At 72.0% G+C, this 17,556-nt stretch carries 13 protein-coding genes and 3 pseudogenes; 8 read left to right on the top strand and 8 right to left on the bottom strand.

Going from position 1 to position 17,556, the window contains the following annotated elements; translation table 11 throughout:
* Positions 1-295: 295 nt before the first annotated feature.
* From ACFYYN_RS30480 to ACFYYN_RS30470, 3 genes are all read right to left on the bottom strand, one after another.
* A complete protein-coding gene (locus tag ACFYYN_RS30480) occupies positions 296-2,176 on the bottom strand; it encodes a transketolase (protein ID WP_500548303.1) in 1,881 nt (626 codons plus the stop codon).
* A gap of 129 nt (positions 2,177-2,305) precedes the next feature.
* Positions 2,306-2,473, bottom strand: a complete 168-nt coding sequence (locus ACFYYN_RS30475; protein ID WP_500327598.1) for a hypothetical protein — start codon at positions 2,471-2,473, stop codon at positions 2,306-2,308.
* Between the two features lie 37 nt (positions 2,474-2,510).
* Entirely contained in the window at positions 2,511-2,867 is a 357-nt protein-coding gene (locus tag ACFYYN_RS30470) for a PRC-barrel domain-containing protein (RefSeq protein WP_500327597.1), read from the bottom strand.
* Positions 2,868-3,081: 214 nt separating this feature from the next.
* On the opposite strand from ACFYYN_RS30470, the gene ACFYYN_RS30465 reads away from it, so the two are divergent.
* Entirely contained in the window at positions 3,082-4,494 is a 1,413-nt protein-coding gene (locus ACFYYN_RS30465) for an RtcB family protein (RefSeq protein WP_500548302.1), read from the top strand.
* Between the two features lie 43 nt (positions 4,495-4,537).
* On the opposite strand, the gene ACFYYN_RS30460 is transcribed toward ACFYYN_RS30465, so the two are convergent.
* The 3 genes from ACFYYN_RS30460 to ACFYYN_RS30450 form a co-directional block, all read right to left on the bottom strand.
* Entirely contained in the window at positions 4,538-4,981 is a 444-nt protein-coding gene (locus ACFYYN_RS30460; RefSeq protein ID WP_500548301.1) for an archease, read from the bottom strand.
* Between the two features lie 50 nt (positions 4,982-5,031).
* Entirely contained in the window at positions 5,032-6,183 is a 1,152-nt protein-coding gene (locus ACFYYN_RS30455; protein ID WP_500548300.1) for a methyltransferase, read from the bottom strand.
* Between the two features lie 146 nt (positions 6,184-6,329).
* The gene (locus ACFYYN_RS30450) at positions 6,330-7,214 is read right to left on the bottom strand and encodes an SCO4651 family lipoprotein (protein ID WP_500548299.1); all 885 of its coding nucleotides are present in this window, start codon (positions 7,212-7,214) and stop codon (positions 6,330-6,332) included.
* 42 nt (positions 7,215-7,256) lie between these two features.
* Here ACFYYN_RS30450 and ACFYYN_RS30445 point away from each other — a divergent pair.
* A pseudogene (locus tag ACFYYN_RS30445) lies at positions 7,257-7,529 on the top strand (macro domain-containing protein); the annotation flags it as partial.
* 359 nt (positions 7,530-7,888) lie between these two features.
* On the opposite strand, the pseudogene ACFYYN_RS30440 reads toward ACFYYN_RS30445, so the two are convergent.
* Positions 7,889-8,035 (bottom strand): annotated as a pseudogene (locus tag ACFYYN_RS30440) (hypothetical protein); the annotation flags it as partial.
* 131 nt (positions 8,036-8,166) lie between these two features.
* On the opposite strand from ACFYYN_RS30440, the pseudogene ACFYYN_RS30435 reads away from it, so the two are divergent.
* Positions 8,167-8,364: pseudogene (locus ACFYYN_RS30435) on the top strand (alpha/beta hydrolase); the annotation flags it as partial.
* Between the two features lie 6 nt (positions 8,365-8,370).
* Here ACFYYN_RS30435 and ACFYYN_RS30430 read toward each other — a convergent pair.
* Positions 8,371-8,892, bottom strand: coding sequence for a GNAT family N-acetyltransferase (locus ACFYYN_RS30430; RefSeq protein WP_500548298.1), 522 nt, complete (start codon positions 8,890-8,892; stop codon positions 8,371-8,373).
* A 78-nt stretch (positions 8,893-8,970) separates the two neighbouring features.
* Between ACFYYN_RS30430 and ACFYYN_RS30425 the strand changes: the two genes are divergently transcribed.
* The 5 genes from ACFYYN_RS30425 to ACFYYN_RS30405 all read left to right on the top strand — a co-directional run bounded on the left by ACFYYN_RS30425 (position 8,971) and on the right by ACFYYN_RS30405 (position 17,546).
* Positions 8,971-9,702 (top strand): DUF7873 family protein, encoded by a 732-nt coding sequence (locus tag ACFYYN_RS30425; RefSeq protein WP_500548297.1) that lies wholly within the window; start codon positions 8,971-8,973, stop codon positions 9,700-9,702.
* 514 nt (positions 9,703-10,216) lie between these two features.
* A complete protein-coding gene (locus ACFYYN_RS30420; protein WP_500548296.1) occupies positions 10,217-11,449 on the top strand; it encodes a GNAT family N-acetyltransferase in 1,233 nt (410 codons plus the stop codon).
* Between the two features lie 420 nt (positions 11,450-11,869).
* Complete coding sequence (locus ACFYYN_RS30415; RefSeq protein ID WP_500548295.1) at positions 11,870-15,148, top strand: GH92 family glycosyl hydrolase; 3,279 nt, start codon at positions 11,870-11,872, stop codon at positions 15,146-15,148.
* Positions 15,149-15,524: 376 nt separating this feature from the next.
* Complete coding sequence (locus ACFYYN_RS30410) at positions 15,525-16,493, top strand: ABC transporter permease (RefSeq protein WP_499509040.1); 969 nt, start codon at positions 15,525-15,527, stop codon at positions 16,491-16,493.
* Positions 16,494-16,529: 36 nt separating this feature from the next.
* Positions 16,530-17,546 carry an ABC transporter permease gene (locus ACFYYN_RS30405; RefSeq protein ID WP_500548294.1) on the top strand — a complete coding sequence of 339 codons (1,017 nt, stop codon included), beginning with the start codon at positions 16,530-16,532 and terminating at the stop codon, positions 17,544-17,546.
* Positions 17,547-17,556: the final 10 nt, after the last annotated feature.

The following is a 17,556-nucleotide window of genomic DNA, read 5'->3' as shown; positions in this document are numbered from 1 at the left end:
GCCGCCCTGGCGTGCGGCGGCGCCGCCGGGTGGGGCGGGCACCGGCACCAGCGTGGGCGAAGCGGAGGAAGATCGCCCGGCGAGGCGGGCTCGTCGCACGCGGCCGCACGGCGGGCCGGGGGCGCGAGTCAGTGCCCGGCGCCGGTCCCGGTGAACTGCGCGGGGGTGCCCCGGCCGGCGCTCCGGTTAGCCCGTACAGGTGACGGGACGCCGAGGACGGGCCCGCGCCGGTACGGCGGCGGCCGCCGTCACCCGTGACGGCGGCCGCCGGTGCTCGTACCGGTCGAGGCGGGGGTCATCCCGAGGTCAGACGCCTGGCCGCCTCGGCGATGTGCGTGCGGGAGATGCCGGCGGCGTCCAGGAGTTCCTCCGCGGTGCCGGAGCCGGGCAGGTCACGGACGGCCAGGTGGGCGAAGGCCGGGCCCTGGCGCCGTGCGGCGAGGGCGGACAGGACGGCCTCGCCCAGGCCGCCCTCGGGGTGGTGGTCCTCGGCGACGACGAGGGCGCCGGTGTCGCGGGCGGCGCGCGCGAGGGCGTCGGCGTCCACGGGCTTGACCGAGTACAGGTCGATCACGCGGGCCGTGATGCCGTCGGCGGCCAGCGCGTCGGCCGCGGCGAGGCACTCGTGCAGGGTGACCCCGGCGCCGACGAGGGTGACCCGGTCGTCGCCGGACTGGCGCAGGGTCTTGGAACCGCCCACGGGGAAGGTCTCGTCGGGCCGGTACAGGACGGGATAGGCCCCGCGGGTGGTGCGCAGGTAGGAGATGCCGTCGAGGTCGGCCTGGGCCGCCGTCAGCGCCGCGGCGGAGGTGGCGTCGCTGGGGTAGAGCACGGTGGAACCGTGGACCGCGCGCATCATCGACAGGTCCTCCACGCCCATCTGGGAGGGGCCGTCGGCGCCGATCTCCACGCCGCAGTGACTGCCGGAAAGGGCCATCGAGATCTGCGAGATGGCCGCCATGCGGATGAAGTCGTGGGCCCGGGTGAGGAAGGCCGCGAAGGTCGCCGCGTACGGGCGGTAGCCGCGCACGGCCATGCCGACGGCCGAGGCGATCATCTGCTGCTCGGCGATGTACGTCTCGAAGTACCGGTCGGGGTAGGCCTTGCCGAAGTCCTCCGCGTGCGTGGAGTTGCCGACCTCGGCGTCCAGGACGACGACGTCGGGGCGGGCGCCGACGGCGACGAGCGCCTTACCGAAGGCGACCCGGGTGGCGACCTCGTCCCCGAGCTGGAAGCGCGGCAGTTCCATGGGCGTCGTCGCGGCCATCGGCGGGCGCGGCGCGGCCTCGGGCGGCCGCGGGCCGCGGACCGTCAGGTGACGCACGCCCCCGAGTTCCTCGATGGCGTGCTCGGCCAGGTCCGGCGGCAGGGGCTTGCCGTGCCAGCCCTCGATGTCGGCGACCTCGGGGACGCCCTGGCCCTTGACGGTCCTGGCGACGATGACGGTGGGCGCCTGCCCGTCCGCCGCGGTGGCCAGCGCCCGGTCGACGGCCTGGAGGTCGTGCCCGTCGACGACGAGGGCGCGGCAGCCGAAGGCCTCGACGCGACGGGCGTACGCCTCGGTGTCCCACTGCAGTTCGGTGGGGCCGCGCTGGCCGAGCCGGTTGACGTCGACGATGGCGACGAAGTTGGGCAGCAGCCGCTGACCCGCCTTGTCCAGGGCCTCCCAGACCGAGCCCTCGGCCATCTCGCTGTCGCCGCACAACACCCACACCCGGTACGGCTCGTGCTCCAGGTCGCGGCCCGCCGTGGCGATGCCCACGCCGTAGGCGATGCCCTGGCCCAGCGATCCGGTCGCCACGTCCACCCAGGGCAGGACGGGGGTGGGGTGGCCCTGGAGGCGGGCTCCGAAGGTGCGGTAGGTCGTCATGAGTTCGTGCTCGTCGACGGCGTCCGCGGCGTGGAACATCGCGTACAGCAGGGGAGAGGCGTGTCCCTTGGAGAAGATGAGGTGGTCGTTGGCCTGGTTCTCGGGCTGCTGCCAGTCGTACCGCAGGTGACGTGACATCAGCACGGCCATCAGGTCGGCGGCGGACAGGCTGGACGTCGGGTGGCCCGAGCCGGCCGCCGTGCTGGCCCGCACGGAGTCCACCCGGAGCTGCTGGGCGAGTTCGAAGACCTGTTCCAGGTCGCTGTCGGGCCCGATCGGGCGGGCGGCGGCTTTCTGGTCCGTCATGACGGATTCCCTACTTCGCGCGGAGGACTCTGCGTACCTGATGTCTGCTACCCCGCCCGGGCGCGGAAGTGTGCTCCCCCTACAGGTTCCGGCGGCACGCAGCCCGTGGCCGGCGCCCCCCAGCCGGTCTCAGCGCAGGAGCCCACGGCGCGAACGCCGCCATTTCACAACGACGTACACCAGGTCGAGCACGAGCACGACGATGCCGATGACCAGCAGGTACAGCAGACCTTCGGCGACCACGCCGATGAGTCCGAGGACCACGGCCACCAGAAGCAGGAACAGGAAGAGCGCCATGGCCGGGACACCTCCTTGGCGCGGCGGGGTGAGGCGTTCAGCGGCGGGCGAGTTTGCGTTCGCCGCCGGCGCCCGGGTGGTAGGCCATGTCGTAGTACTGGAAGATCTCCCCTTCCTGCTCTGCGGGCAGGACGTCGTCCGTCCCGATGGACGGACCCTTCTTCACCAGCCCCTTGGGCTGGGCGACCTTGACGTAGCCGGGCCCCACGACCGCCTCGTCGAGGGGGACGAAGACCAGTCGCTGCCGCGTGGGCAGACCGGTGCGCACCGTGGCCACCGCCGGCTCGTCGGTGGCGGTGTCGACGTAGATCGCCTCCAGCGCGCCGATCTTGTGCCCCTTGGGGTCGACGACGTCGCGGTCGCGCCACTCGCGGATATCGGCTGAATGGATCATGTGCTGCTCCTCGGTGGAGCGCCGATTCGGCACCGTGCCCCGGCGCGGACGCACCGGGATCGCCCTTACGGGTCGTCGCTTGTGACAGAGCACCGGCCCTTTTCCTCATGCTACGTCCGGAATCCGGATCCGGCCGGGGCTCCGTTTACCGCGGTCCCGCGTGGCAACGCGACACATGGGGGGCGTTGACCGGCCACCGGCCCCGGAGGCTGTGATGGATGTCGTGGAAGAGGGCCCCTACCGTTTCCGCATCGCTCCGCGCGCGCTGATGCGCGTACCCGGCGTCGTGTTCGCCTCGCGCGACCTGATCGGCCATGCCGAGAAGGCCCTGGAGCAGGTCGTCAACGTGGCGACGCTGCCGGGCATCGTCGGCGCCTCCTACGCCATGCCCGACGTCCACTGGGGCTACGGCTTCCCCATCGGAGGCGTGGCCGCCACCGACGTCGACGACGGCGGCGTGGTCTCCCCGGGCGGGGTGGGCTTCGACATCTCCTGCGGCGTGCGCCTGCTGGCGGCCGACTGCGACCGGCGGACGGTCGGACCCGCCCTGCCCGCGATCATGGACGGACTGGGCCAGGACACACCCCGCGGCGCCGTCACCGGAGCCGTCTGGCACCTGGGCAGCGACCGCCGGCTGGAACGCGTGCTGACGGGTGGGTCCCGCTACGCCGTGGAGGAGGGCCACGGCGAGGACGGCGACCTGCGGCGGTGCGAGGACGAGGGCACCGTGGCCGACGCCGACCCCGGACAGGTGAGCGCACGCGCCAGGGAACGCGGCCTCGGGCAGGTCGGCAGCCTCGGCTCGGGCAACCACTTCCTCGAGGTGCAGGAGGTCGCCGAGGTGTACGACGAAGCGGTCGCCGCCGCCTTCGGCCTCGCGCTCGGCCAGGTCTGCGTGATGATCCACTGCGGTTCCCGGGGACTGGGGCACCAGATCTGCTCCGACCACGTGCGGGCCATGGACCGGACCATGCGGCGGTACGGCATCGAGGTCCCCGACCGGCAGCTCGCCTGCGTCCCCGTGGACTCGCCCGAGGGCCGCGCCTACCTCGGCGCGATGGCGGCCGCGGCCAACTACGCCCGGGCCAACCGCCAGCTCCTCGGCGAGCTGTCCCGCCGCGTCTTCCGCCGCGAGGCGGGGGTCCGTCTGACCCTCGTCTACGACGTCTCCCACAACCTGGCGAAGATCGAGGAGCACGACGTGGAGGGCACGCGGCGCACCCTCTGCGTCCACCGCAAGGGCGCCACCCGGGCGCTCCCGCCCGGTCACCCGGACCTTCCCGCCGACCTGCGCGGCGCCGGCCAGCCGGTGCTCATCCCCGGCACCATGGGCACCTGCTCGTACGTCCTCACCGGCGTTCCCCGTGGCGACGCCTTCCACTCGACCTGCCACGGGGCGGGCCGGGAGAAGAGCCGGCACCAGGCCGCGCGGGGCGTCAGCGGCAGGGAGCTGCGGGCCCGGCTGGAGGCCCGCGGGATCGCGGTCCGCGCCTCGTCCTGGCGCGGCCTCGCCGAGGAGACGCCCGAGGCCTACAAGGACGTCTCGGCGGTGGTGGAGGCGAGCGAGGGCGCCGGGCTGTGCCGCAAGGTCGTCCGCCTGGTGCCCCTGGGCGTGGTGAAGGGGTAGGCCCGCCGCGGACCGCCGCAATTCGGACGTCCGCCGCCCTCTCTCAGACGTCGACCGTCGCCGCGCAGGTCCATCCGTACGGGCCGGGCGCCAGGTGGAGTTCGTTGAGCGAGACCGCCTTCGGCACCGCACCGGTGACCTCGACCGACCCCACGTCGGCCATCGCCATCCGTACGTCCAGCCCGTCGGCGTCCGACTCCGCCTCGACGTCCACGGGCACCTCCCCGTGCACCTCGAGCCGGAAGATGACCTCGTCCAGCAGGTCCGCCAGCAGGTCGTCGTCGGCGGCGTCGGCGACCGGTATCCGCCGCACGCACACCGGCCGCACCCCGGCGACGTCCGCGAAGCACTCGACCAGGCCCAGCACCGCCTCGACCAGGCACTGCTCCCTGGTGGGCCCCCACGCCTCGATCCGCACATCGGCGGTGTGCGGCACCGCACGGTGTCCGCCCGCCTCCGGTCCGCCACCGTACGCCTCGTCCACCATGAGGATCGCCTGCCCGGTCCACGCGACCTCAAGGCCCCGGCGGCCCGGCCTCAGCGCTTGACGGCCCGCAGGACCACGAACTTCGGGTTCGACGCGACGACCTCGCAGTTCCCGAAGAGCCGCCGCAGGCGCACGTGGTAGCCCAGATGCCGGTTCCCGATGACCAGCAGCTCGCCGCCGGGCCGCAGCGCGGACCGGGCGGTGACGAACATGCGGTGGGCGGTCGCGGCGGTGACCGCCTGGTGGGAGTGGAACGGCGGGTTGTTGAGGACGAGGTCGGCGCCGTCGGGGCGGACGGCGGCCACGGCGTCGGCGGCGTCGCCGACCAGGAACCGGGCCTTGCCCCCGGGGCCCACGTTGTCGTGGAAGGTCTCCTCGGCGGAGGCGACGGCCTGGTGCGACTCGTCCACGAACAGCACGTCGCTGTCGGGATTCGCCAGCGCCACCGCGGTCCCGACCACCCCGTTGCCGCAGCCCAGGTCGACCACACGGTCCGGGCCCTTGCGGTCCGGCAGGTGCTCGAGCAGGAAACGCGTGCCGATGTCGAGGTGGTCGGCGCAGAACACGCCCGCGTGGTTGGTGACGGTGCGGCCGGACAGCGGGCCGATGCCGTCGGGCAGCGGGTACCGCAGAGGCCACGGGTTCGCCCCGGGGGCCGCCGCCGGATTGGGGGTGCTGAAGATCAGCCGCGCCTTGCGCACCGCCAGCGAGGTGCGGGTCGGCCCGATGATCCGCTCGAAGAGACGCAGCGTGGACGTGTGGATCTCGGTGACCATGCCCGCGCCCAGGACGACGGTGCCGGGGTGCAGTGCGGGGGCCAGCCGGTGCAGCTGGTCCTCCAGCAGCGCGAGGCTCTTGGGCACCCGGACGAGCAGCACGTCGATGCGCGCCGGAGGCTCGTCGCGGGTGGTCAGCATCCGTACCTCGGCGTCCGGCGCGTTGCGCCGCAGGTTCGCCCGCGTGGCCTGCTGCCCGAGGTGGGAGTCCGTGATCTGCGTGGGGCGGTGCGCCGCCAGCGCCGTCGCCAGCGCCCCCCAGCGGTCTCCCAGGACGACGGTCGGGCCCGTCAGGTCCGTCCCGTTCTCCGCGAGGTGCCGCACCAGGTAGTCGTCCGCGGCGTCCCACGCCCGCAGCGTCTCCCGCGGCTCCGCGGGGAATCGGGTCAGTTCGAGTGCGCCCCACGGCGTGCTGAAGAGGTTCATCGCCCCCTCAGGGTACGGGCTGCCCGGGCCGCCCCCGGCTACCGGCTCCCGGGGTCGCCGGTCGTGCGAAGCGGTCCGCGCCGACGACCGGGCCCACTCCGTCGGCGGGTGCGCGTGGTCGCGGCGCACCCACCGAAACGTCGACGTCAGCCCTGGGCGGCGTTCTGGATCATCTCGGCGAGCGTGGTGACGTCCTTGGCCGGAGGCGCCGTGATGGCGGAGGTCTGGCCGTAGCCGGAGTACGCGATGGTCAGCTTGGCCGGGCCCTTGGCGGTCTTACCGGACTCCACGGTCTTGACCGCGAGGTCGTCGGCGCTGATCCACGCCTCGATCTTGACGGTGTTCTTGAGGCCGGTGGAGTGCAGTTCCTCGATGTAGGCGTCGCGCTCGTCCTTCGTGATGAGCTCCAGGACGGAGGTGTCGGCGGCGAGCTTCTTGATGTCCACGGTGCCCGTGTAGTGGGTCGCCTCGGCGCCGGCCACCTGCTCCTCGCCGGCCGCGGCGAGGTCCGCCGCGGTGGACAGCGCGGCAAGGGCCGCGGCGGGGCCGTGCGGCAGGTCCTTGGCCGGGTTGTCCTCCGCGGAGGAGCCGTCGAGCTTCAGCCACTTCTTGCCGCCCGCGGCCTCGGCCATCTCCCCCTCGACCGGGAGGAACACGCTGCCGTCCGCCATCGTCATGTGCACCTTGCCGTCCGGACCGGCCATGTCCTTCATGTCGGCGTCGGAACCGGCGTCCATGCTCAGCTCGGCCCCCTCGGAGCCCTTCTTCCAGCTCAGCGTGCCCTCGGCCTTGGTGTTGCCGTCCGCAGGGTCGACGGAGTCGACGGCGACCTTCGCGGATGCCTGCTTCTCCACCGCCTTGGTGGCGTTCCGCACGGCTTCGACGGGGGAGACCTTCTTCTCCACCGGCTCGGCGGAGCCCTGCGTCGACGCGGACTTCGGCGCCTCCTTCGTGGCGTCACCACAGGCCGCGAGACCGAGCGCGAGCGTGCCGGTCGCAGCGGTGATCGCCACAAGACGACGGATGTGCATGAAAAGTTCCCCTTCGAGCGGTAAAGATTTGTACAACGATCAATGGCCTTGGACCCTACAGCAATCGACGAACACACAAACGAGCGGGGGCTCCGCTCGAACGGAGCGCCATGTACGCCTGACTCGCCCACCGATGCCGTCGTGACGGCGGCGGACGAGTCGCTGATCGGCGGGGGAGGCGGCGATGACAGAGAGGCCGACGTCCTCGCCTCCTCCTGCCGGCGTTGCCCGCAGGGCGCGGACGAGCTGGGGGCCACGAGCATCGCGTTCCCCTCGATCGCCACCGGCGTCCACGACCATCCGGCGGAGGAAGCGGCGCGGATCGCCGCCTCAGAGCCCTCCGGACGTCGCAGAGCCCGGTCCGGCAGATCAGGCTCGTGGCCTTCGGCCGGGCCGCGCTCGGTCCGCAGCCGGGGACCCGCCACGGCGGGTGTGCCAGCCGAGCTCCGGCAGGCCTCGGCGGCCAGGCGCTCGGCGTGCTCGGCCTGCGCGAACAGGGGCGTGAACAGGATGAGCTCCGCACCGGCGGCGACGACCTCACGCAGCGCCCGGACGCACTCCGCGGGCGTCCCCGCGATCGGGGCGGCCTCGATCTCGGGTGACTTGCGCATGTACAGCGCCGCCAGTTCGGCGTCGATCCGGGCGCGGGCGCGCCGGGAGTCGTCGTCCACCGCGATGTGGACGCGCTTGGCGATCCCGAAGCCGTCCGCCGGCCTGCCACTCTCGGCCGGCGCCTGCCGCACGATCGCGACCTGCTCGGCGAACTTCTCCGTCCGGACCTGACCCGCGCCGAAGAAGCCGCTGAAGAGTCCCGGACCCATCACGGCGCGGCGCAGCGCGGTGCGCCCGCTGCCGCCGAACCACACCGGGGTAAAGGGGCTTCTGGAACGGTTTCGGCTCCATCGCCGCGTCGCTCAACCGCCAGAATTCCCCCCGAGAAGTCGACCCGGCCGACGAGGCCGACGTACTGCGCGACGAGGGCGAGGCCTACGCCGCCGAGCTGCGCGAGGCGGGCGTGGACGTCACCGCGGTGCGGGTGCTCGGCATGGTCCACGACTTCCTCATGCTCCACAGCCTCCGGGACTCCAAGGCGACCGTCGTCGCCCGCACGCTGGCCGTCGAGGCCCTGCAGCGGGCGCTGCACCCCTGAACCGCGTCAGGCGGTCGTGATCCCGTAGCGTCGCACGGCGCCACCCGGCCCGGCCTCCTCGACGCCCTCGAGCACCCCGCCGTTGCGCTCGATCGTCCTGGCGGAGGCGGTGTTCGCCGCCTCGCAGACGATCAGCACCCGGTCCAGTCCGAGCCCGCGCGCCTCGTGGAGCATCCGGCCGAGGGCCCAGGTGGCCAGGCCACGGCGGCGCGAGGAGGGCCGGATGCCGTAGCCGATGTGGCCGAACCGCAGCACGAAGTCGCCGGGCCCCTGCCGCAGGGCGATGCCCCCGTGGACCCGGTCGCCCTCGACGATCCACCGGTACCAGCAGCCGCGGCCCGCCTCCACCGCCTCCGGCCCCGACTGCCCGGCCAGCGTCGTCACCCAGGCCGCGAACCCGTCCGGCGAGTCGACCTCGTCGGACGGCTCCAGGCCGAAGCCGTCCTCGTGCGGGCCGGGACCCCATTCGTCCCGCGCCTCGAGCCAGGCGGAATGCAGACGGGTGGTGGGCGCGATCAGCTCGGGCATACGGCGACGATACCGGCGCGTCACGGTGCGCCCGAAAATCGGGTGTGTGTACGGGCGGGCGCTGTTAATTTCGCTGACGTGCCGAAGCTCAATCAGATCATCGCCGTGGAAAAGGGCGTCAAGTCCAAGTCCCTCCAGGAACTGACCCAGGCCCATCACGACGTCCAGAAGCCCGCGTTGCTCGCCGGGATCTCGCGGACGTACCAGCCGAAGGACGAGGAGGGCGAGCAACTGCCCCCGGAGTCCACCCGGGTCCAGGTGAAGGCGGAGGACGTCCTGCACGAGGTCGGGGACACCCTGACGCGGCTGTTCGACGTGACGGCGACCAAGGACTGGGCCAACCGGACCGCGGCCGCCGACGTGGTGGTGGACGGGAGGGTGCTGCTCGCACAGGTCCCCGTCCCGTACCTGCTCTTCCTGGAGAAGCAGCTCACCGACCTGCACACGTTCGTGCGCAAGCTGCCGGTCCTGGACGCGTCCGAGTCGTGGAACCCCGACCCGTCGACGGACTGCTGGAAGACCGACGCGGTGCGGACGATCCGCACGAAGAAGGTCCCGCGCAACCACGTGAAGGCCGAGGCCACGGAGAAGCACCCGGCCCAGGTCGAGGTGTACTACGAGGACGTGCCCGTGGGGTACTGGACGACCGTGAAGTTCTCCGGCGCGCTGCCGGCGCGGCGCGTGAACGAACTGCTCGCCAGGGTCGAGAAGCTGCAGCAGGCCGTGAAGTTCGCCCGCGAGGAGGCCAACGGTGCGGACGTCACCGACCAGCGCGTGGGGGAGGCGGTCTTCGGCTACCTGTTCGGGTAGCCCCATCAACGCCCCTCGTGAGAGCGGGGGGTGCGCCGAGAGCGCAAGCTGAAACTGATGTTGAAGCTGACCAGGGGTATCAGTGGGGGTTCGAATCCCTCCCCCGGCACACGGGCCGGGGTGGCCCAACCGGTAGAGGCAGCCCCGTCAATCTCAGACTCTCGCTCCAGTCTCAGCATTCGCCGCCGAACGCCGGATCGACCGAGCGCGGACGATCATCGACGGATGGGGGTTCAACTCCCCTCTGCGCCTCTTCCGTGGCGCGGTAGTTCAAAGGTAGAACACGTCGATCTCAGAATGATCCGCGACTCTTAAACGCCGCCGGCGTGCGCAATTGGGTGGCATCTCAGGAGCCCGGGCAGCTGGATATGCTCCCGGGCTCCGTCACGCCTCACTCCAGCGGGCCGGAGCCGGGGCCGGCCGTAATTCGCTTGACCTTGCCGAGGGGCGACGCTGCACTGTGGCGGGTCACCACGACGCGTGGTGCCGGTATCCCGGGGAGGCAGCGGCAGCGATGGAGATCCGTTCCACGACCGAGCAGGACCTCGACGTCTTCGTCGACACGCTCCATGCCGCGTTCGGGCGCTTCCCGGAAACCCCGCCCGACGGCCGCGGGGTCTGGTGGTCGGCGCTCGAAATGGACCGCAACCTGCTCGCCACGACGGCGGACGGACGGCCGATCGGCACCGCCGGTGCGTACTCCTTCGAGCTCACCCTGCCAGGTGAGGTCCTCGTCCCGGCCGCCGGCGTCACCGCCGTCGGCGTCGTGCCCTCGCACCGGCGTCAGGGCGTGCTCACCGCGATGATGCGGCATCAGCTCACCGGGTTGCGGGCCCGCGGGGAGTTCCTCTCCGTGCTGCTGGCCTCCGAGGCCCTGATCTACCGCAGGTTCGGTTACGGACCGGCGACCTACACGGGGCGACTGACGGTGCCGCGCCACCAGGCCGCCCTCGCCGTCCCCCGGGCGCGCGGAACGGCCGGCGCCCCGGTGGCCGGCCCGGACACCGGCTCGGTCGAGGTGCTGCGGCGTGCCGAGTGCGGGGAGATCCTGGAAGAGGTCTACGACCGGTACCGCCGCGCACAGCCCGGCGCGCTGTCCCGGCCGCACCGCTGGTGGGCCCTGGGGGCGGGGCAGCCCCCGGTCTCCCCGGCACCGCGCTACGTCGCCGTCCACCGCGACGCCGACGGCGTGCCCGACGGGTACGCCAGCTACTCCCTCGGCGAGCCCGACACCTTGACGGTCGACGAGACCATCGCCACCGACGACGCCGCCTTCACGGCCCTGGCCCGGTTCGTGCTCGGGCACGACCTGGTGGCTCAGGTCGTGTTCAAGCACGTCCCGCCCGAGCATCCGCTGCGCTGGCAGTTCGCGGATTTCCGCGCCGGCCAGGCGGGCAACCACACCGACTGGCTCTGGGTGCGGCTGCTGGACGTCCCGCGTGCACTGACCTCGCGCGGCTGGTCCACGGACGGCGAGCTCGTCCTCGACGTCGACGACCCGTTCCTGGGCGAGCACGACCGCTACCTGCTGACCGTCCGGGACAACAAGGCCGAGTGCGTCCCGACGGAGCGGGAACCCGACCTGTCCCTGGACGTGAGCGACCTGGGCTCGGTCTACCTCGGCGGCACCACCCCGAGCACGCTCGTGCGCGCCGGACACGTCCGGGCCCACCGCCCGGACGCGGCGACCCTCGCCGACGCCCTCTTCCGCGCGGAGCGCTCCCCGCACTGCCTGCACTGGTTCTGACCCCGCGTGCGCCTTCGGCGATCGCGCGGGTGACACCTCGCGGCTGCACGCCGGAGCCTTTCGGGCCCGGCGTACAGCCGCGGCGTTGTCAGCCCCCGCGGGTACCGCCCGGCCGTTCACGAGAGGGCTCGTGACCGCACCGGATCGGGGGCGTCGGGCTGGGGCGGGGTGGGGTACCTGCGGGTGACCAGGGGGACGGGGGGAGAGCGGTGCCGGGCGTGGGGGGCTTGTGGAACCGTGGTGCGCGACAACGTTGTCATTTGAGCTGGGCATGACTATACCGGCTGAGAAGGCAACGATGTCAAGGGAGTTGACGTGCACCCGAGGGGGTCTTCCCGCGCACCCTTGGGGCACGCTACTGTCCCCGCGGCTTGTGTGACCCGTGGCGCGCGACCCGTCCGAGAGAAGAAGGGCCGCGTCATGCGTTTGCGTACGACGTCCGTTCTGCTGGCCGCCGTCCTGGCGGTCGGCGGTGCCACTCCCGCCCTCGCGGCGCCCGCCGCGCCGCCACCCGATCTCGTACAGGACCCCACCGCCTACGTCGACCCCCTGATCGGCACCAAGAACGGCGGCAACGTCTTCCCCGGCGCCGTGGTCCCCCTCGGCATGCTGTCCTGGAGCCCCGAGACCACCCGCGGTGACGCCACCCGCACCACGGCGCCCGGTGGTTACCACTACGACGCGACCCGCATCCGGGGCTTCAGCCTCACCCACATGTCGGGCACCGGCTGCGCGGGCGGCAGCGGCGACATCCCGTTCCTCCCGTACGCCGGAGACGTCACCACCTCGCCCGCGGCGGACACCAAGGACGCGGTGTACGCCGCGGACTTCAAGCACGCCGACGAGACCGCCGAGCCGGGCCGCTACAAGGTGGGCCTGTCCTCCGGCGTGACGGCGGACCTGACGGCCACCGCGCGCACCGGCTCCGGCCGCTTCACCTTCCCCGCGGACAAGCCCGCCTCGATGCTGATCCGCACCGCCAACTCCGAGGTGGGGTCCACGGACTCCACCGTGACCATCGACCCGCAGGCCCGTACCGTCTCCGGCTCGGTCACCTCCGGGAACTTCTGCGGCTACCTCGACCCGGAGGGCCGGCGCTCCTACTACACCCTCTACTTCACCGCCCGCTTCGACCGCTCCTTCAAGGCGACCGGCACCTGGCAGGACGACAAGGTGACCCCCGGCTCCACCACCGCCTCGGGCGGCACGGGAGGCTTCTCCCACGGCGGGACGCCGGTCGCGGGCAAGGGCGCCGGTGGCTGGGTGGAGTTCGCGCCCGGCAGCGGACCGGTGAACGTCAAGGTCGGCATCTCGTACGTGAGCCAGGCAGGCGCCGAGGCCAACCTCGCCGCCGAGAACCCGCGGCACCGCTCCTTCGACTCGGTACGGGACGCGGCCGGTCGCGCCTGGCGCGACCGGCTGGGCGCGATCAAGGTGGGCGGTGGCACGGACGCCGAGCGCAGCACCTTCTACACCGCCCTCTACCACGCGCTGATCCACCCCAACGTCATCAGCGACACCGACCGCAGATACCGCGGCAGCGACGGCGAGGTCCACACGGTGGCCCGCGGCCACCAGGCGCAGTACGGCACCTTCTCCGGCTGGGACGTCTACCGCTCGCAGGTGCAGCTGCTCACCCTGCTGAGCCCGCGCACCGGCTCGGACATCGCCCAGTCCCTGTACGAGCTCGCCGAGCAGAACGGCGGCGTCTGGGACCGCTGGCTGCACGGCGCCTCCGGCACGCACGTCATGAACGGCGACCCGTCACCGGCCGCCCTCGCCGGGATCCGGGCCTTCGGCGGCACGGACTTCGACCTGCGCGGCGCGCTCGACTCCCTGGTGAAGGCCGCGACCGTGCCGACGGAGCGCGACCTGTCGCCGGTGGGCAAGCCGATCCTCTCCGTGGGTCAGCGCCCGTCCCTGGACAAGTACCTGAAGCTGCACTACATGCCGTCCGTCTCCAACGCCTGGGGCGGCGCCGCCGAGACGCTGGAGATGTCGGGCGCCGACTTCGCCCTCTCGCAGCTCGCCTCGGCCGCCGGCCGGAAGCACACCGCCGCCGACTTCGCCCGGCGCTCCCAGTGGTGGCAGAACAACTTCAACCTCGCCGCCGACCCGAGCGGCGGTTACATCGCCAACCGCGCGGCCGACGGCAGCTGGGTCACCGGGTTCACCCCGGCCACCGGCAACGGCTTCGTCGAGGGCACGGCCGCCCAGTACACCTGGATGGTGCAGCACGACCCGGCCGGGCTGTTCGCGGCGATGGGCGGCCGCGACGAGGCCCTCGACCGGCTGGACGCGTTCTTCCACACGGCGGACGGCAAGTGGGCCTTCACCGGCAGCGGCGGCGAGAAGTCGGAGATGGACAACGAGCCGTCGATCAACGTGCCGTACCTCTACGCCTACGCCGGCGCCCCCTACAAGACGCAGGAGACCGTGCGGGCCGCGATGGGTGCCCTGTGGTCCACGCAGCCGGGCGGCATCCCCGGCAACGACGACCTCGGCGCGATGTCCTCCTGGTACGTCTTCTCCGCGCTCGGCATGTACCCGCAGGTGCCCTCCCGCGCCGAACTCGTCCTGGGCTCCCCGCTGTTCCCGCGGATCGAGATCGACCGCCCGGCCGGGAACGACATCTCCATCCGCGCGGCGGGCGCGGCGGCCGACGCGCCGTACGTCCGGTCGCTGAAGGTCAACGGACGTGCCAGTGACCGGCCGTGGCTGCCCGCCTCCTTCGTCGAGGACGGAGGCAGGCTCGACTACACCCTGTCGCGCACCGCGGACCACACCTGGGGAGCGGGCGCGGCCGACGCACCGCCCTCGTTCCGGGAGGGTGAGCAGCCGCACCAGGTCGGCGTCGGCCCGACCACGGCGACGATCGCCCCGGGCGGTGGCACCAAGGTCGGCATCCGCGCCCTGTCGTTGCGCGGCGGCGCCGCACCGAAGGTGCGCTTCCGCGTCGAGGTGCCCGACGGCGTCACGGCGTCGCCCGCGGAGGGGGAGTTCAGTGACGGCTCCCAGGAGATCACCCTGTCCACCGCCGGCGACGTCAAGCAGGGCTTCTACGACGCCAAGGTGGCGGTGAGCTACGGGGACACCTCGTACGAGCAGCCGGTGTCCCTGACGGTGGCCGCTCCCGGTTCCCTCATCGCGGCGTACAACAGCACGGGCGTCTCGGACGACGCCGGTGACCACGACGAGGCGGACTACGACGGCGGCGGCTGGAGCTACTCCCGTCAGGCGCTCGCCGCGGCCGGCCTCACCGGCGGGACGCAGGGCACGGTCACCGGAGGCCTCGGGTTCACCTGGCCGGATTCCCCCGCCGGCCGCCCCGACAACGCCTCGGCGACCGGGCAGACCATCGAACTGGCCACGCCCGCCTCGCGGTTGTCGTTCGTCGGCAGCGCCGTCAACGGCGACCAGCAGACGACGGCGACGGTCACCTACACCGACGGCAGCACCGGTGCCGTCGACCTGTCCTTCACCGACTGGACCGTGGGAGGCGGGGGAGGCAGCGTCAAGTTCGGCAACGAGGTCGTCGCCAAGACCGCCTACCGCAACGTCGCGGGCGCGGACAAGGACCCGGTGGCCACGTACGTCTTCGCCACCAAGCCCTTCCCGGCACCGGACGGCAAGACCATCACGAGCGTGAAGCTCCCGGAGAACACGGACCTCCACGTCTTCACCCTCGCGGTGGACTGACGCGGGAAGACCCTCAGGGGCGGGCGCGGAGCCGACTCCGCGCCCGCCCTTCGTGCTGCCCGGAACGGCGCCCGCATCGGCGCCATATCAACATCACATAAAGTGGCGCACGTCATAGAGAGAATTCCACCCGACTCGGAACCCTTTTCTCGGAATTCCGTCCCGCAATGCGTATTGCCAATTCTTTGTGCGCGTATTGCCTCATATGGACGCGGGTGGCAGGAGGATATTTCCCGAGCCGTCCCACCGCGACGCTCCATTGTTTCCCCGCTCCGATACGGCGACATCCGGGTGGCGCTGCCGAACCTGGGTCACGCCCCCGTAGGAGCCGGTGCGGCCCTGGTCACAGGGCGTGCCACGCGAAGGAGAAAGCACGTTGGGCCGTTACCTACTGCGCCGCCTCGGCAACTACGCAATCCTGGTGTTCATCGCGGCCAGCGCGACGTACTTTCTCGCATCCTTCACCCTCCACCCCGACATCAACTACCTGTCGAAGAATCCCCGGCCGCCCCTGCACTCGATCTACGCGATCCTGCACGCCTACAACCTCGACCCGCACACGCCCGTGTACCTCCGGTATTGGCGCTGGCTGACCGGGATCGTGCTGCACGGCGATTTCGGCAGGACCTACGACGGCGCATCGGTCAACACCGAGCTGGGCCGCCGCGTCCTGGTCAGCACCGAGCTCCTCTTCGTCGCGACCGTCCTGGGGGCCGTCGGCGGCGTCGCGGTCGGCGCCTGGAACGCACTGCGGCAGTACCGGCCCTCCGACCGGGTGTCGACGATCGTCTCCTACGTCCTGCTGGCGACCCCGGTCGTGGTGATCGCGGTCGGACTGCGGACCCTGGACACCGCGGGCGACGGGCCGCTGGTGCAGTACATCGGGATGTACGACCCGAAGGTGCACGGCACCCTCCCGGTCGTCCTCAACAACCTCGAACACCTCGTGCTGCCGACCCTGACACTGCTGCTCGCCCAGATCCCGTTCTTCAGCCGCTACCAGCGCAGCACGATGCTCGACGTCCTGGGCAGCGACTTCCTGCGGACGGCCCGCGCCAAGGGGCTCCGGCGGCGTCAGGCGGTCCTGCGGCACGGACTGCGCACCGCGGTCATCCCCGTGATGCCGCTGGTGGTCTACAACGTCGTGCTGCTGTTCACCGGCGCCACCTTCACCGAGGAGATCTACGGGTGGCACGGCATGGGGGAGTGGCTGGTCGACTCCATTACCAGCAACGACGTCAACGCGGTCGCCGCCGTGGCGATCTTCACCGCCGGCATCGTCCTGATCGCGGGACTGCTCTCCGACCTCGTCTACGCGGCGCTCGACCCTCGGGTCCGCACCTGAGACGTCCCACGTCGACCGACTCGAGGAGATCCCCTCATGACCACCCCCGCAACCGCCGCCGGGACCGCGGCGCCACACCGGACCAGGAGCCGCGGCGCGCTCGTCCTCGCCCGCTTCGCCCGCAACCGGCTGGCCCTGGTGGGCATCGCCCTGGTGATCGCCCTGGTGCTCCTGGCGTACGCCGTACCGCCGTTCCTGCACTGGACGTACCACGACAACGACTTCGCCAGCCTGGACACCGGGCCCGGGGCCGCGCACTGGTTCGGCACGACCCACTCGGGCCAGGACCTGTTCGCGCTCACCTTGAGGGGCCTGCAGAAGTCACTGGTCGTCGGACTCGTCGGAGGGCCGCTCACGACGCTGATCGCCGCGGTGGTGGGAGCCTCGGCCGGCTACTTCGGCGGCTGGACCGACCGCGTCCTGATGTGGTTCCTCGACCTGATGCTGGTGATCCCGGCGTTCCTGCTGCTCGCCGTCCTGTCACCGGCGTTCCAGCACGGGACCTGGCTGTTCTTCGTGGTCCTGCTCGCGGCGTTCGGCTGGATGATCACCGGGCGGGTGGTGCGGAGCATGACCCGGACCCTGCGGGAGCGGGAGTACGTCCTCGCCGCGCGCTACATGGGCGTCCATCCGCTGGTCATCATCTTCCGGCACATCCTCCCCAACGCGGCGTCGATCCTCATCATCGACGCGACCGTCCAGGTGGGCGCGATCGTGCTCGGCGAGACCTCGCTGTCCTACTTCGGGTTCGGCATCCAGGCGCCCGACGTGTCCCTCGGCACCCTCATCGCCGCCGGAACGCCGGACGCCAACACCTCCCCGTGGCTGTTCTTCTTCCCCGCCGCCTTCCTCGTCCTGATCGGCCTCTCCGTCGCGTTCATCGGCGACGGAATGCGGGACGCCTTCGACCCGACGGCACGGGGAGCGAAGTCCCGGGGGCGCGCCCGGCCGGGCACGCCCACCTCCCGGCACGCGAAGGCCGGGCAGGTCCCGCCCAGCAAGCCCTCAGCCGCGGTCACCACCGCACCCACCGAGGAAGGAGTCACCCCTTGAACCCTCCCCA

Origin of the sequence: Streptomyces sp. NPDC001902 (genome assembly GCF_042891295.1) — a bacterium.
Classification (GTDB): Bacteria; Actinomycetota; Actinomycetes; order Streptomycetales; family Streptomycetaceae; genus Actinacidiphila.
Note: the sequence above shows the minus strand (reverse complement) of the source record. Positions and strands in the feature narration are given on the sequence as shown.